The sequence below is a fragment of the Mesonia profundi genome, assembly GCF_031085155.1.
Lineage (GTDB): Bacteria > Bacteroidota > Bacteroidia > Flavobacteriales > Flavobacteriaceae > Mesonia > Mesonia profundi.
In genome coordinates this window covers 35340-52562 of sequence record NZ_JAVHUL010000010.1, presented here as the reverse complement: position 1 = coordinate 52562, position 17223 = coordinate 35340, and the positions used below count along the sequence as shown (strand labels likewise).

The following is a 17223-nucleotide window of genomic DNA, read 5'->3' as shown; positions in this document are numbered from 1 at the left end:
CTATTCGTCTCTTAAGGCTATAATGGGTTTAATTCTGGCTGCTCGCCAAGCGGGAAAAAATCCGGCGAAAGCTCCAGCAACAATCAGTATGACAACCGTAGTGATGGCAATATTAAAATCAACCGAAGGATTGGTAATAAATTCGGTTTCTACCATGGGGCCAATAAATTCTAACAGCAATAAGCCTAAAAACAAACCTAGGAATCCTGCGATGGCTGTTACAAAAATAGACTCGTGTAAAATCATCGTCACAATAGATAGAGGTTGTGCGCCTAAAGCTTTACGGATACCAATTTCTTTCGTACGCTCTTTTACGATAATGAGCATAATGTTACTTACGCCTATTACTCCGGCCAAAATCGTAGCAATCCCGACAAACCAAAAGAACATTTTTATCATGGACATCAGTTCATAAAAGCGTTTCGCATTCTCCAAAGAGTTATTTACAGAAATAGCACTTTCATCTTCTGGCGCCACATCATGTGCTTTTTTAAGCTTATCCTTTAAGTTTTCTGAAAACTGAACGGAAGCAGCAGTTGCTTTATCAAAGTCATCTTCCATAGGTAAACTAAAGGAAAGAGAATTTACTTTGTTACCGCCACCAAAAACTTTCTGAGCAGTGGTAATAGGTACAAATACTCTAGATTCTTCCCGTTCTCCACCAGGATCTGAAAATACACCCACCACTTTAAAATTGACTCCCGAGACTTTAACGTATTTCCCTAAGGCTTCTTCCTCCTTAAAAAGATCATCGTATACTTTTTTACCAATAACTACACTTTTGGTGCTATGATCCACATCTAAAACATTGATGTGCCGCCCTTTGATCATGCTTTGGTTTTCTAGAAATTGATAGTCGGGGTAGATTCCTTCTAAACGATAACTTCCAGCCTCTTTTTTATAGGTAATCATTTGCCCCCAAGTGCTGTAGATAGAGGACTTATACTCTAATTCGTTTTCATGGGCTCTCACAATTTGATCGTAATCTTTATTGCGAAGCTGAATTTCTCTCCCCGGATTCATTCCTTTATACTCTACGGAAGTAACTCCGGTCCAAACATAAATGATATTGGCGGCATCCCCCTGAAACTGAGTTGAGATTCCGTTTTGCATCCCTTGACTCACGCCAAGTAGAATGACTAAAATAAAGATTCCAGAAAGTACAGATAAGCCCGTAAGAAATGTCCTTAGCTTGTTTTTGCTAATGGTTTCAAAAATCTCTTCCCAACGTTCTAGATTAAACATGATCTTTGGCTCTTACTTGCTTTACGAAAGAATCATCTATAATCACACCGTCTTTAAGATTGACGATTCGCTTGGTCATGTGTGCAATATCATCTTCGTGCGTTACTACCAAGATGGTTTTTCCTTCATCATTAATCCCCTGAATTAAATCCATCACTTCATATGAAGTTTTGGTATCTAAAGCTCCTGTTGGCTCATCGGCCAATAAGACTTTGGGATCACTCGCCAAGGCTCTAGCAATTGCAACGCGTTGTTTTTGCCCTCCAGAAAGTTCGTTAGGTAAGTGTCTTGCCCAAGGTGCTAATCCTACTTTTTCTAGGTAAGCCATAGACCTATCTAATCGCTCTCCTCTACTTACCCCTTGATAATATAAGGGCATCGCCACATTATCTAAAGCGGTTTTATAATTAATAAGGTTAAAAGATTGAAATATAAAACCCAGAAATTTGTTTCTATATTGAGCAGCAATTTTTTCATTTAGATTTTTGATGGGCACATTATCTAAGTGATAAGAACCTGCATCTGCTTCGTCTAACATTCCCAAAATATTAAGCAAGGTAGATTTCCCCGATCCAGAAGAGCCCATAATAGAAACCAACTCTCCTTCTTTTACATTAAAGTTAATGCCTTTAAGCACATGCAAAGAGGTAGCGCCTGTTTTATACGATTTATGAAGGTCTTTTATGTCTATCATAGGTTTCTATTTTTCTTCCGCGTAAGCGCAGTAGTTAACCATAAGACTAATAAAAAGAAGATTCGTTACACGAGAAGCGCTACAGAAACGTTAAAATTAACATTTATGCAGATTGCTTATTGGATCTCATGAGTCTATAAATAGCAACTCCTACTCCAGCAACGAGAATGTATGGAAAGACCATTAGGTACACAATCCCATCATTAATAGCTTCTGCAGCGCCTCCATCTACATCACTTTCTAATACCGCTCTACACATAGAACATTGCGCATAAGCCGCATTAAAGATTAACGAAGTCGCCACAATCAGTAAAAAAGAAACTATTTTTTTCATCATCATCATTTAATAATAAGGTAACATAAACAAATATACCAAAACTCCAGTCACCGAAACATATAACCAAATAGGAAATGTCCAGCGCGCGATTTTTCTGTGCTTGACGTATTCTTTTGTTAAGCCTCGATACATCGTAAACAAGACTAAAGGAACAATTATAGCAGAAAGAATTATATGGCTAATTAAAACAAAAAAGTAGAGAGGCTTTAAAAAACCTTCTCCTCCATAAGGCATAGGATCATTGCTCACTTTGGAGATCACATAACTTACCAAAAAAATAGAGGATAGGCAAAAAGCAGTAATCATTACATTGCGGTGCAATTTTGTTTCTCCTTTACGGATGAGAATATAGCCAACGATTAAAAGAAATGCCGTGGAACCATTAATCAACGCATGAAAAAACGGATAGGTTCCCATCTCTAACCCAAAAATATCATAGCGCGTTGGTAAATTCATAAGCACTAGAACCGCTAAAGGAATAACCACAGACAAAATGATAATAACTGGTACCGCAATCTTGTCTGTTCTTTTTAATGCACTCATGATTTCTTACAATAAGTTTTTAATGTCTTTCCTAAGCTTTTCTAGATCACTTTTATCCAATCCGTTATAGAAAGCAATTGGATTACCAAAGTCGTCATATCTAGAACGTATTACTCCTTCTTGATCCACCAAAGCAAAATAGCCAGAATGCTCAAAATTACCGTCCATCTCATCGTTTTCTGCTACATAAAGATTAAAACCTTTATTGGCCAACTCAAAGATAGCCTCTCGTTCTCCCGTCAACATATGCCAATTAGGGATGGCGACTCCATATTTATCTGCGTAAGCCTTAAGAACTTCTGGAGTATCGTGTTCTGGATAAATACTAAAAGAAGCTATTCCAAAGTTCGGATTTCCATAAAATTCATCCTGAATTTTAATCATATTCTCATTCATCTTAGGACAAATAGTAGGACAAGTCGTAAAGAAAAACTCTACCACATATACTTTCCCTTTATAATCTTCATTAGTGATGGTTTTTCCATCTTGATTGGTAAAAGAAAAATTGGGTACTTTCCCAATTTCTGCCATAGTTGGCGTACTAAATTGAGCTATAATTTTTGGCACTGCCCAGGTTCCGAAAATAAGGATCACTAAAGAAATGCCTACGTAGGAATAGTTTTTCATAGCTTATTTATTATACTTTTTCAATGCCAACCTGTATTCTGCTAAGATTACCTTTACATCATCATCCATTACATTGTTCAACTCGCCCACAGAACTGGTATTGTAACCGTAATTCTCAATTTTAGAAGGATCATTTTCGCCTTTCCTACCTCTTAAACTTACTTCTTTGTCGATAATAAAGGCATGGGTGTTCGCTAAGTCTTCATCTAATGACAAATTAGTTTCTAAGCTTGAAAACAATTCTTGAATCGCTTCCGCGGAAGCAAAACCAAAGTTCCACTTTCTAGTATCTGTGGTTGTAGAAATCTCCTCTAAAAGATCTAAAGCTGCTTGCTGCTGACCTTCTTTAGCGATGGCCACAAATTGGAAATCATTAAAGTTATGGTTTTTATCGTAAATTTTTTCGTTAAGATTAAATGCGTTTCCTTCCATCTTATTGATGTTGTTTCCATAGAACATAAGGATGGTGATTTTGTCTTTAAACCGAAGCGGTTTTCCATCTAAAGAAGCAAAGGAAGTTAACTCATTTACTTGCCGAGTAATGGTTGGTAGGTTAGCGAAATTATTAACTCCAGAAGCGAAGAAAAGGTAGGCTAAAATTGGAAGTGCGAAAAGCACAAAGAGAATTATATATTTTTTCATTTTTGCCGTATTACTAAAGGCTTTGCAAAAATAAAAAAGACGGCTTTAATAAACCGTCTTTTCTTGTGTTTTAATTTTTAAAAATCCCAAGTCATTTGTCCGTTTTGATAGACTTCATATATGTAGTCTCCTTCGGTCAACAAGATAAAGAGGAGATAAGCAATAAGAAATAACCCTGTCCAAACTACAGATCTTCTTAATCCTTTTGACTCATGCTCCATATGCATAAATGCCCAAGTAATTAAATATGCTTTATATAAGGTTAAGACTATAAAAATCCAGTTTAACAAAGACATATAAATAAATGTAGTCTTTACTAAAAATTCTGGTTTTATAATTCCTAAGATTACTTCTACTATAGTTACCAGAGATAATATTCCAAAAACAGACCAAATTCTTTTTACTGCCGAACCGTCGTCTTGATGAGTTGCGTCGTGTGCCATTTTATAATTCTTTATTATATTAAACTAGGTAGAAGAATGTAAATACAAATACCCAAACTAAATCTACAAAGTGCCAGTAAAGTCCTACTTTCTCTACCATTTCATAGCTACCTCTTCTTTCGTAAGTCCCTACGATCACATTAAAAAATACAATGATATTCAATAAGATTCCAATACTTACGTGAAATCCGTGGAAACCTGTGATAAAAAAGAAAAAATCTGCAAAAAGTGGCGGCCCATACTCATTATGAGTTAGGTTAGCTCCCTCTACTACATTTACAGCTCTATTATCCATATATGCCAGAGACTCTTCTCTAGACAAAATGATTTTTGCACCATTTTCATCGTTCTCTAGGGTTCTTATTAGAATATTATTCTTGGTTTTAAAACCTTCTTTTATTTCGTTGATGGAATAAGTAGGTAAGGTAGACTCATCTGTAGAGTACCAGACACCGTTTTTACGCTCATGGACTACCCTGTCTTCTTTTAAGTCAACAGCAATATCTTTTAAAGCTACGCGCTCTCCATCTGTATTTACAAACTGAAGAATTTGTCCTCCGGTTGTTTCTACAGCACCATAAGTTCCTTTTATAAAGTTTTTCCACTCCCAAGCTTGAGACCCTACGAAAATCAAACCTCCAACAACGGTAAGTAACATATAAATGGTCACTTTTGCTTTTTTCATATGGTGTCCAGCATCCACTGCCAAAACCATCGTCACCGAGGAGAAGATTAAGATAAACGTCATGAAAGCCACATAGTACATAGGAGCATCTACTCCATGTAAAAAGGGGAAGTGGTTAAAAACTTCATCGGCGATGGGCCAAGAGTCTAAAAATTTAAATCTAGAAAAACCGTAAGCAGCTAAAAAGCCTGAAAATGTTAATGCATCTGAAGTGATGAAAAACCACATCATCAATTTTCCATAGCTGGCTTTTAAAGGAGATTTTTTGCCCCCTCCCCAAGTCTTGCCTTCGGTTCCTGTTCTTGCAACAGTAGCTTCCATAAAGAGAAATTAGTGTTAAAATATTTAGCAAAAATAGTTAATTTTCTTATCTAAAGAAATATAAAAATAAAAACAGATATATCCATAGGACATCTATAAAGTGCCAAAACGTCGCACCCAGTTCTATACCAAGCATTTGACCGCCTCTATATCGCTGTTTAGAATTATTATAAATTACCACCAACAACACAACAACCCCTGCAAAAATATGCGCTAAATGGGCAATCACTACCAAATAGATAAATGAGGTGGTTATGGTACTGGCACTTCCTGTAAAATAATATCCATTTTCTAAAATCTGATTAAAGCCTTCAAACTGTAAGTAGATAAAAGCTAAACCTAAAGCCAAAGTGATCCACAATAAAGCTGAGGCTTTCTTCATAGCATCCTTTCTAATCGACTTTTTCGCCAGATGGAAGCTAATGCTACTTATCAATATCAGGGCGGTGCTGTAGATGAAAACATTTGGAAGCTCAAAGTCTTTCAGCCAGTCTGGCCTGTTTTTACTTACTACGTAAGCACTCGTTAGCCCGGCAAACATCATTCCCATGCTAATGATTCCAAACCAAAGCATCATCTTCTTTGATCTTTCAATTTTTTCCTTTTCTGTCCCTTGAGTTAAATCCATATCCTAATATATTTATCTAATACATAGATTATTTGTAGTAATGTAATGTATGAAACACTCGCAAACATGAGTTTCTTTGCTGATATTTCATCCCGGCTTTGATATAATTTATAGGCATAATAAAGCATTCCTAATCCCAAAATTAATATCAACACTCCTGAAACAGGAGTTAAATAAAGTCTTCCCGTGACACCAAATACGGGTATTAATGATACCGCAATGGTCCAAATCGTATATAAAATAATTTGAACCGCTGTGCCTTTATCTCTTTTCCCTGTAGGAAGCATAAAGAAACCTCCTCGCTTGTAGTCGTCATACAACCACCATCCCAATGCCCAAAAGTGTGGGAATTGCCAAAAAAACTGAATCATAAATAAAGTTCCAGCCTCTATACTAAAACTTCCGGTTGCAGCTACCCATCCCAACATAAAAGGAATAGCTCCTGGGAAAGCTCCCACAAATACAGAAAGCGGAGTTTTAGTTTTTAAAGGAGTATATACACTTACATAAAGAAATATAGATATCGCTCCAAACATAGACGTGATGGGATTGATATAATACAAGATAATCAAACCCAATGCCCCTAACGTAGAACCAATAAGTAACGCCTTATTTACAGACATCCGCCCCGAAGGAATAGGTCTGTTTTTGGTTCTATTCATCAATGCATCCAAATCTTTCTCAATCACTTGATTGAATGCATTAGATGCTCCTACCATCATATACCCCCCAACAGCAAGCAACAAGACTTCTACAAAGTCAATGATTTCGGCACCCAAGAAGTAACCTGCTACAGAAGAAAAGACCACACTTACCGCTAAGCGCATCTTCGTGATTTCTTTGAAATCTGAAACAAGATCAATCGTGTGAATATTTGTGATGGTCTTACTCAAAAAGGAACTATTTTGGAGTGCAAAGATACTCTTTAAAAGCCTTTTAACAAGGCTCTTTTATTGTTAAATGTTTTATGAATGTGATTTGTGTTTGAGCTTAAAATAAATATGCCGAATCAAAAAGCTTAGGACAAGGCCAAGAGCCATGAATTGAAAAAATGTTTATTTAAGTTTCGAGCTAAGCTCTATGAAGGGATCAATAAGACGAGAGCCAAGTTAAAAATTAACCAAATGGTATTTTCTCGACAATTAAGCGCAGTCTCTTTTCCGTGAAGGGAAGGGTTTCTCGCTGCCTAAAACCATACTTACTATGTTAGGTTAAAGTTTACGCTTTCGCAGAAAAAGTGGACAAGAATACAAACAAAACACGCATAATACCGCTCATTAATTTAATCGAAACTATCTATTAGTTTTTTTGAATGATAAAACATATCATTTAGTAATTCTTGTTTATTTAGTGAATATCGAAAATAATAGGCAAGCTATAATTTACGGATACTTTTTTATCTTGCTGTTGCGCAGGTTTCATCTGAGGCAGTAACTCCACTACTCTCTTAGCTTCTTTCGCTAATATTTCATTCACTGATCTTGTTCTTATGTTTTCCACAAGACCCAACTCATTTATTGTAAACTTGACATATATTCTTTGTTCGCCATGTAAATCAAGCTCTGCTGCTAAATCCCCATCAAACTTCTTTTTGATCATTTTAGCAATTTGAGAAGAGAAACAATTTCTAATTTCCGCTTCAGTTTTATAAATTTCACACCCCGGAAAAACAGGAACCATTTCTACGACTCTGAAATTAAATTCTTCTATTTTAGCCTCTATAGGCTTTTCAAGACCCATCTTCCCCACTTCTTTCTTAACCGGTTCTGTTGGCTTTTCAGGCTCTACAGGATCAAGCGTCTCGACAGGAGATTCACTAGATTTTACGGGTAGTTTTTCAGTAGATTTTTTCTTCTCTTTTTTGATGGCTATTTTTTCTGGTTGCTTTTTAGGCATATGAAAAACAAAAGGAGTCTCTGGATCTAGCTCATTAAACTCAGCTGTTTCAGGATTTAAATTATCAATTTCAGATTTATTTTCAATCACAAAAATAGCTAATAATAGCGCTGCAATTAAACCAATTTGAAAATAGACTATACTGCTTTCACGGGTAGGCTTAATCTCTCTCATAACATATTGTTTTAGTTCTACAGATACAGAATCAATAATGTTGCCAAAAAATACAAAAAACAAAAAAAGCCTTTAATTTAAAAATTAAAGGCTTTGATTTATAAAGACTTAAGTTTTAGTCTTGTACTTGGAAGATAATAGGTAAAGAATAAAGTACACCAACTGGTTTACCTCTTTGTTTACCTGGAGTCATATTAGGCAACATATTCACTACACGCTCTGCTTCTTTTTGAAGTCTTGGGTGTGGTGCTCTTGCTTGAACCCCTGTAATCTTTCCTTTGTTATCAATTTTAAAACGAACGTAAACTCTATTTACACCGGTAAGTCCAAGTTCTGATCCTAAATCAGTATTAAACTTACTGTTGACAAACTCTTTAATTTTATCACTCATACACTTTTTACGTTCATTGTTAGTTTTGAACTTCTCACAACCAGGAAATAATGGTACGTCTTCAATGGCGGTAAAAGGAACATCTGCAATCTCCTCTTGTGGTGCTTCTTCTACTTCTGCAACTTCCACAATTTCTGGTTCATCCATCACCTCGGTAGATTCGATAATCTCCTCTTCGATCTCCACATCATCCTCAACTACCTCAATAACTTCGGGAGCTGGCGGCGGTGGCGGTGGCGGTGGCGGTGGGGTCTTGATTTGAGTAATTGGCATATCCTCTTCATCAAGCTGGTCAAACTGAACGACTCCTTGGTCTATGTCCTCCTTATCGTATGTTTTCCACTCGATAGCACGCCAAGTAATAAAAAGCATTAAAATAAGACCCAATTGAAAAAAAAGCACGCTTCTTCTTCCTAAGTCTTTTTTGGGATTTTTCTTTGGTTCCATAATTAAATTTTATCGAATTGCTAATGTAACTATTTTTTTCAAAAAATCTAAGCTAATCTTCAGATTTAAAGTTTTTGGATTCTTAATCTTAACATTGACACTATAATATAAGCGACTACAACACCTAATAAATTTGCCAGAACATCTAGTCGATCTATACTTCTATAGTCTGTAGCTACATCCTGTAAAACCTCAATAAGAATGCCAAATGCAATTATTAACAGTCCAATTATTAAAAAAGGGGGGTTTCTAAGACGCTTCCCTAAGTTACAGCTTATATAATAGAAATACCACAAAAGACTAAGTATCAAGTAAGCCGTAAAATGAAAAACTTTATCGGCTTGTTCAAAATTAACTTTAGGTAATCTGTCTGTTCGCATCAGGGAAGCGTAAAGAATCCCCAATGAAAATAGCAATGCCAAAGATAAGATTAGCTTAGGCGCCAATAAGTTCTTTATAAGCCTCTGCATCTATTAAGTCTTTTACCTGTTCTGGTTCTGTCATTCTAATCTTCACCATCCATCCTTCTCCGTAAGGATCTGTATTCACATTTTCTGGTTCATCTTCTAAAGACTCGTTAAACTCGATAATCTCTCCAGAAAGAGGTGAAAAAAGATCTGATACCGTTTTTACCGCTTCTACTGTTCCAAAAACCTCTTCTCTTTCTAAGGTCTCATCCACAGTTTCGACTTCTACATATACAATATCTCCTAATTCTCCTTGTGCAAATTCTGTAATTCCTACAGTTGCGACATCTCCCTCAATCTTAATCCACTCGTGGTCTTTAGTGTACTTTAATTCGCTTGGTATGTTCATTTCTATTGTTATTTTGTATGGTTATTTTTTAATTTCCAAAATTATACCTCAAGGTAAATCCAGATCTAATGGTGGTTTGCGGAAATGCAGTAGACACAGCATATTCAGAAAAACTATGGTCGTAATAAAATATTGCGGTTAAGTTTTTTGAAAGCGCATATTCTGCATTAAAATTGAATCCCCAAATATCTTGTCCCGAAGTTGTTTGACTATTATCAAAGTCTAAATACCTAATAATCGTTTCGTTTCTTCGGTAAGATAAATCTGCCTTAAAGATTAAATCACTTCTTATTATTCTTTGCTGCCCTGCGATCTTGGTAGCCATTGTAAGATCCCTTAAACGATACCCTAATCCTAAGATATATTCGTTCCCCTGAATCTCAGTTAACAAATTATTGTCAAAACTAAGAGATAATTGTCGATCTTTCTTGATTTCAGCCAATATTTTTATTGAATTCTTCAATTCCATATCTACTTTCACCAAAGGAGAGAATTGTTCTACCAAGTTTACATTGGATATTAAAAATGGATTCTTATAATCTCCAGACTGATCTACATTGTTCTCTCCGTAAGGATTACTCCTATCATAATCTAAATTACTTTGAAACTGGTTGACGTTATAAATGGAAGTATAACCGTGCTGTATACTAAAACGCTTGAACTTATCTTTAAACCACCCCAAACGCATTAAACCTGTATATTTTAAATTCCAATTAGGTAAAGGCGTATCTCTAAAAATCCCTAAACTTATGTCTTTTGCATCACTTGTAGTATAAGCTGCCAAGAAGGAAGGCAACAATACCGATTGACTATTTTTACCAAAGCCCTTAGGGTAACCCGTTTCCTGATTTATATTATTGGCATCTGTCAAATCAATTCCTGCTTCTGTAGCCAAACGATTAGCAACTTGCAACCTGTTTGCTCTAAATTCATTAAAAGCTTCAGATTCCTGATTATCACTCTTGCTAAAGGCAGAAGAAATCATAATTGTAGAAATATTAAAGTTTCCGAAGGCATTAGGAGTTAAAGATCTATACTGAAGGTCTTCCTGATTCACTCGATAATTCTCTGAATAAGTTTCAGAATATAACCTGTTTGCCGTAAGGTCTAAAGTTAAATCTGGCACTAGATTCACATTCGCTTGGACGCTTAAATTCCTAGTTTCATTTTCGGTATACTGTTCATTAAACTCTTGGTAAGCAGTAAGCCATCCGCTAGCAGCTGCTTTTTCTCTAATATCGGCTTGACTACCAAAAGTAAATCCTGCTGTAGGTTTCAACGTTCCTCCAAAACCTACATCATTCGTATAACCTGGTAAGTAAATACCATTGGTTTCTTGATAATTTACTGTGAGTCTTCTTAAAGAAGTAACTAATCCTATTGCAGTATTTAAAGCTTTATCTCCTCCAGAAAGCTTGCTATCACCGTTTTCATTAGCTCCTCTTACCGCATCTTTATTATCTCTAGAAAAACCTAATTTGTTTCCCGTATCCTGTTTTGCATCTTCCGTTCCAGATTGAGGACCTCCTCTTTTTGACCTAGTAGCTCTCTTTTTTACTAAACCTAAATACCTATACAAGGTATTCATCTCAAAAGTACCATTAATTTGATGGGTATTAGAGTTTTGAACGGTATTCCCTATATTCGGAATTCCAGGGAGGTCATTCAAAATCTCAGAGCCCTTTTGCCATTGGAAGTTTCCAGTATAAGAATACTGCGCTCTCACAAATTCTAAAAACGGAATTTTATCTAAAGGTAAATCATAATTCAATTGAAAGCTTTGGTAATGTTGATTAGGATCTCCTAGTTCAAAGAAGTCATCCCAAACTCCAACAGAATTATCTTGAACATTGCCCTCATTAATGTAGTTCCTAACAATTCTATTATTAGAACTATTAAAGTTAAAATTAAGCGATTCCGTAAGGTTATGATTAATGGTATATTGCCAATCAAAAGTATAATTTCTTTGGTATAGAGTAGGCAAGCCAATAGAACCTGGAGGGAGATTGATCTCTCTGTATCGCTGTTCGTTATACTGTCTTATAATGTTAGAACTTGCCGAAATATTTGCAGGCAAAGGATTAATATTAAAATCCTTAATAGGCTTGTAATAATCGCTACTGTCTAAAGATTTAATGTTCTTAAACGGCTCTATTTTAAAGGGTCTAAAAGCATAATCGTAGGTAGCTCCTATGTTTACATTTTGATCTAAAGCCTCTTCAATTTCAAAATCCCGGTGATCTTCTTGGTTATAGGTACCAGAGAAAGAGAAGTTTTCTACATCATAAGGCATAGGTTTTCTATCCTGATTGGTTCTATCTTTTCTTAAGCCAATAACACTCACACTCTGTCGTTTGGTATAATCTTCTGCTCTTTCCTGAAGCTCGTCTCTACGCGAATCATCCTGCGTATTATCAAGTAGCGTTTCCAATTCTAAATCTAAATATTCAGGATCGTATTGAGGCGTAATTAATTCTTCCCCACGACTATACGTAAAGGGAATTTTCACCCCCCAATCTTTAGGAAGCAACTGTCCAACATTCAAGTTACCTACTACATCATATTGTTTTACATCCTCCCTACTTCGCTGGTTGGGTCCTTGCTCAATAGACCCAAAACCTACGGTACTTCTTCTTCCTGTGGCAGATACGGTAGCAAAATCGGCGAAATTGGTATCCATATTTAAGACCGCAGCCCAGCCTCCTTGATTTTTCAAGTCAGATAAGCGCAGTTCATTAAACCAAACTTCCCCAGAAGCATCAGTCGTTCCTGTATTTTTTAAGCCCAGCATCAATACTCTTATGTTACCAAAACTAGGATTTCCTTTAATTCCCACTCTTAATTCTCCCGCATTACTCGAATTGGAAGGAGCCAAATCTGAAGTAAAGAAATTAAGATCTATAGAGTTGTAAGCATTGTTCCCTATAATCAAAGATTTTATTTGCTGAAGCAACTCTAAGGGTAATTTTAGATCATTTTCTATAGGCCAAACCGCTCTAGGATTTGTAGAGTTTTCATCACTCGTCGTTAACGGAACTTCTATTTGATAGAAGTTATCAGAGAAATCGGTTCCCATTCTAATAAATGCGGTAAGCTCTCCATCCATTAAGGTGGGCGCTGGGAAAGGTAAACTCTCTGCGTGTAAAAACATTTCTAAGTTTTTATACTGGCGCATATCGATTTGAAAATTCTTGTAAACCGCCCTAGAATCTTGCGGAGCTAATTTTTTAACCGTTAGCGATAAAGACTGCTCATCTTCCCGAATCGTTTGATTGTTGTTCACCAACTCTTCTCTTACTACTCCTGGCGGAGTTATATAATCTGAAGTTTGCTCTTCACTTACTGCAGACACATCTAGAGTAGTGTTAGGCGTGTTTTCTGGATCACTTCCGTTAGGAACTAAAGCTTGACTATACCTTCTATAATCTCCTCTTACTAAATCTAAAGTACCAAAACGCAAAACCACATCATCGCTAAATCCAGAAAGGAACATACGCATAAATCTTACCGAGCGTAAATCGGCAATACCATTTACTGAATACTGACTGTCTGTCCTTAACGGAATTTTAAATTGCACCCAACGCACATCCATCTGACTTCCGTTTTGCAAGGTAGTATTCAAGGTTCTTACATCGGTAATATAATCATTATCAATACCGGCGATAGAACTGGTGTTGTTATTCACACTCATATCTCTATAAACAGGAACTTCATACTCAAAGTAACTGTCTATGGTATTCATCGTATTGTCTCTATTTACATCTTCTGCAGACGGAATAGTAGAATTCCCTCTATCATTCTGACCCACATTTGTAGGAGAGTTTCCTTGTAAACCATTATAGCGCTTATACCTGCTAAGAATGTCTCCCTCAGCACTTAAATAATATTCATAATTATCATTGGCAGGATCTTCTAAACCGGCAAAACTAGCGAACTTCTGAGCCTCTAAAGCATCGTCTAAACCATTTAATCCTAAATCTTGATTCACTCTTTCTTGTCCATCGCTATCAAAGGCATACACCAAAGATTGACTGGAAGGAACTCTACCAAAAGCAGTTTCTATCGTGTTTCCTGCAGAACCGTCTTTAGGTAAACCGTTTTCATATTGCTTTCTTCCATCTTTTAAAACATCTTCAGAAATACTTCCTAAGTTGAAGGTAATTTTACCCTCGTTAATGGCATTATTTTCTTGATAGATAAAAGGGTCCATTACCCAAAACTCAATAAATTCTACATTGGATTGTTCAAAGTTGGTCGTGGTAATTTCTCGCGTAATTCCGCCAAAATTCTCGTTGGGAGTAGGCAATGTATTCGTTCCTGCTGCGGAAGGATTAAAGTTATATGCCCCACGTTCTTTCGGATCAAAACTAAGATCCAGCGTATAAATAGCTTGTGTTTGCCCCTGTACAATATCTGTATTAGGGAAAATTTCATCTATAAAAACTCTTCTGGTTGAGTACGTAGAAAGATCGGCATCTGTGATTCCATTAGGACGCTGACTCGTGTAAAATATAGGATCTATTGTATACCAGTTCAGTTTTGCTCTTTTATATCCCGAAGCTAAATCGTTATTCGCTTTTTCTCCTCCAAATCCAATAGGCGCACTAGACAAGTGCCAAGAAAGAGGCGTCATCACCGAAATAGAAGTTTGTGAAGCTTCAAAATCATCCACATAAGAAGTAGCCACTCCATTAAAATCATCTCCTTTTGGAGACCCTGGTTGTAGATATGCGAACTCTCCACGAACAGAGAAATTAGATTCTACATCGGTATCTATATTCGGAAGCTTATTGACAAGTCTAGTAAAAAATGGAACCTCTGTAGAATAATTTAAGTTAAACCCATACATCGAATTATTGATAGGCTCATAACTGTAGTTAGACTTCTGTGTAAGCGGTCTCTCATTTAAATTAAGATACGTTCCTCCAATTATAAAGTCTTCACTAAATTGATGCTGCACATCTATTCCTGTAAATCGTTTGGTTTGCTGACCGAATAATGCATTATTCTCTGTAGAAACCTGGATAGGCGTATCTGAAGCCAATAAAGCTTCATCCATAATTTTAACTCTTCCCAATTGATAATCTACCGTATAATCTACACCTTCTTGCAACACACGACCTCCAGCGGTTACGGTTACCGATCCTTGAGGCACATTAAATGCTCCAATAGGGATCCCGTCTTGCCCAGTCGATTTATAACTTCCTTTTAACTGAAACTTATTTTTATCGGCTTCCTCTTGCTCTGCTTGTGTTTTCGTAGTCTTATACAAGGCTCTAAATACATATTTAGATTGGTTGTCGTTATAGGTGTTGGTATCGTTATAATCTTCAGGTCCTCCGTTGGGATTGTTATCTAGCTTATCAAATAAATATTCTCCAAAAGGCTCTACGGAAGTAAAGATAATTCGACCGTTTTCGGGATCTATGGTTAAGCCGGGGACATAATCAAAGAAACCATCTCCATCAACTACTGGGTCATTGTTTAAGTTTAAATTATCTAAGTTGAAAACACCCAATAAATTTCGGTCTTCCACATCTTCAGGTAAAGGGGTAGAAGAGTTGGGCGCCGGACTAATGTAGTTAAGCGGCTGCGGATCTGTATATAAAATATTGAATCTAAAATCTTCCTTCTCCAGTTGAAAAGCATCAAGGCTATAGATGTTTTTCATCATCAAGTCCCAAATGGGTTCATTCACATTCGTGATAGGACTCTTTAACAATTTCACTACCAAGTTTTGGTTGATGGCAATCATATCTTGATTAGGATTGTTGGGGCTATTTGGGTTATTAGGATTGTTTGGATTATTGTTAGGATTAACTCCACCTTGAGTCGCTTGTACGCCATCATTAGCAAATTCTCCAACTTGATACACCTGCCCGTTAACCGTATATTGAAAAGCTACTGCCAACACCTCATCATTACTAATTCTTTGATTTAATGAAATATATCCCAGCTGGGTATTTAAAGTATATTCATTAGGATCTAATTGCCTCGCATTTTCTAGCTTGGCATAATCTACTCCCTCATCTACATCGCCAGAGTTAGGCCCAAAACCTTGATCTACCGTAGCCACATCACGAATCGCAGAAGTTAAAACCGATTGCTGCGGCCCTGTAATTCCTAATGGATTAAAGTCGTTATTAGAGTTGCTTGGATAGGCTCCCGGAGTAGAGTTTAAAAAACTTGCAAATCCTGGTGAGGTACTCGGGTTCCCGTTTTGATCGTTTAAAACTCCTACATTTAATGGGTCTGATTCCCCTAAATCTTGAATAGCTACAATATTTCTTGCATTGGTTAAGGCTTGCGTAGAATTGGTTCTATTGGTTACCCAGATTTGCACTCGGGTTACCTGGATGTTACTATTGATAAAAGGATAATTCTGAAGCGATTTATTATACTGATTTCTAAAATAATGCGCTAAAAAGAAGTGTCTGTTTTCATCATAATCTAAGATGAATTTCTCAAATTCTTGCACAGCTCCTCCCCCTTGAATATTGGTGGTTTGTCTTTCTGAATTTTGCTCAGAAAAAACACCAGTAATGGTAGTTTTCCCAAACTGAAGCTGAGTCTTTACCCCAAATAAACTTTGCGCCCCTTGAATTAAAGAACTATTAAGTGGCATACTCACGTTACCTACCTCAATTTTTCTTACAATATCATCTTCATCGGGCGTATAATCTAATTTAATTTGATTCTGAAAATCAAACGTAGATTCCGTATCGTAGTTTGCGTTTACCTCTAAACGTGTTCCTACTTTCCCCAACAAACTTAAACTGATGCGCTGATTAAAATCGAAGGTAAAACTACTTCGGTTACGAGGAGAAAGCGCAGGGTTATCTTGCTTGGTATATAAAACTCCTAAATCTACCTCCACAGATCCTTGAGGAATTACTTCTATTTCACTTCCACCAAAAATGGTTTCAAAAAAGCTATTGTTCACATAAAAGATAGGCAACAAATTTCTCTGTTCCTCTTCAGCGTTTTCACTTCTTCCCGCAACCGCATCAGATTTTTGTTTAAAATAATCTTTCATCTGCCCTTGCAAAATTAAGTCTCTATACTCGTCTGGAGTCAATACCATCGGGTATTCTACATTTACTCGGCCAATTTTTTCGGTATAGATATATCGATCTAAAATAGGATCATAGGTGTACTTTTGTTCTATACTACTAGGATTTGGTAATTGAACATTACCCGTTGAATATCCCGTTTTTGTAGAATCTTGAAAGGTTTCTTCTTGACTGAACACAGAACTGCAGCTCAACAAGAAAAAAATAAGTATATAAGTACTTTTATATCCTTTATGATGGGAGTAAATATTTTTCAATTTA

Annotated in this window: 15 protein-coding genes; all 15 read right to left on the bottom strand. The window is 36.4% G+C overall.

The genetic code is table 11. The annotated features are described in order from the left end of the window. The gene (locus RBU60_RS05465; protein WP_308863699.1) at window positions 1–1245 is read right to left on the bottom strand and encodes an ABC transporter permease; all 1245 of its coding nucleotides are present in this window, start codon (window positions 1243–1245) and stop codon (window positions 1–3) included. After that, a complete protein-coding gene (locus RBU60_RS05460) occupies window positions 1238–1939 on the bottom strand; it encodes an ABC transporter ATP-binding protein (protein ID WP_308863697.1) in 702 nt (233 codons plus the stop codon). Before RBU60_RS05460 ends, RBU60_RS05465 begins: the two co-directional genes overlap by 8 nt. A gap of 103 nt (window positions 1940–2042) precedes the next feature. Then, complete coding sequence (locus RBU60_RS05455) at window positions 2043–2273, bottom strand: hypothetical protein (RefSeq protein WP_308863696.1); 231 nt, start codon at window positions 2271–2273, stop codon at window positions 2043–2045. A 9-nt stretch (window positions 2274–2282) separates the two neighbouring features. After that, on the bottom strand, window positions 2283–2819 hold the full coding sequence (locus RBU60_RS05450) for a DUF420 domain-containing protein (RefSeq protein WP_308863695.1): 537 nt from the start codon (window positions 2817–2819) through the stop codon (window positions 2283–2285). Between the two features lie 6 nt (window positions 2820–2825). Further along, entirely contained in the window at window positions 2826–3446 is a 621-nt protein-coding gene (locus RBU60_RS05445) for an SCO family protein (protein ID WP_308863694.1), read from the bottom strand. A gap of 3 nt (window positions 3447–3449) precedes the next feature. Beyond that, entirely contained in the window at window positions 3450–4088 is a 639-nt protein-coding gene (locus RBU60_RS05440; RefSeq protein WP_308863693.1) for a hypothetical protein, read from the bottom strand. A gap of 77 nt (window positions 4089–4165) precedes the next feature. Next, window positions 4166–4531, bottom strand: a complete 366-nt coding sequence (locus RBU60_RS05435; protein ID WP_308863692.1) for a cytochrome C oxidase subunit IV family protein — start codon at window positions 4529–4531, stop codon at window positions 4166–4168. A gap of 19 nt (window positions 4532–4550) precedes the next feature. Further along, complete coding sequence (locus tag RBU60_RS05430; protein ID WP_308863691.1) at window positions 4551–5537, bottom strand: cytochrome c oxidase subunit 3; 987 nt, start codon at window positions 5535–5537, stop codon at window positions 4551–4553. 46 nt (window positions 5538–5583) lie between these two features. Beyond that, a complete protein-coding gene (locus RBU60_RS05425) occupies window positions 5584–6165 on the bottom strand; it encodes a cytochrome c oxidase subunit 3 (RefSeq protein ID WP_308863689.1) in 582 nt (193 codons plus the stop codon). Continuing rightward, window positions 6156–7058, bottom strand: coding sequence for a heme o synthase (cyoE, locus tag RBU60_RS05420; protein ID WP_308863688.1), 903 nt, complete (start codon window positions 7056–7058; stop codon window positions 6156–6158). The genes RBU60_RS05425 and cyoE overlap by 10 nt, the downstream gene beginning before the upstream one ends. Before the next feature lie 454 nt (window positions 7059–7512). Beyond that, entirely contained in the window at window positions 7513–8235 is a 723-nt protein-coding gene (locus tag RBU60_RS05415; RefSeq protein ID WP_308863687.1) for an energy transducer TonB, read from the bottom strand. A 115-nt stretch (window positions 8236–8350) separates the two neighbouring features. After that, the gene (locus RBU60_RS05410) at window positions 8351–9073 is read right to left on the bottom strand and encodes an energy transducer TonB (protein ID WP_308863686.1); all 723 of its coding nucleotides are present in this window, start codon (window positions 9071–9073) and stop codon (window positions 8351–8353) included. A 65-nt stretch (window positions 9074–9138) separates the two neighbouring features. Next, on the bottom strand, window positions 9139–9453 hold the full coding sequence (locus RBU60_RS14160) for a VanZ family protein (protein ID WP_407660194.1): 315 nt from the start codon (window positions 9451–9453) through the stop codon (window positions 9139–9141). Between the two features lie 55 nt (window positions 9454–9508). Then, entirely contained in the window at window positions 9509–9889 is a 381-nt protein-coding gene (gene gcvH, locus RBU60_RS05405) for a glycine cleavage system protein GcvH (protein WP_308863684.1), read from the bottom strand. A gap of 28 nt (window positions 9890–9917) precedes the next feature. Beyond that, entirely contained in the window at window positions 9918–17219 is a 7302-nt protein-coding gene (gene sov / locus RBU60_RS05400; protein ID WP_407660193.1) for a T9SS outer membrane translocon Sov/SprA, read from the bottom strand. Window positions 17220–17223 lie beyond the last annotated feature (4 nt).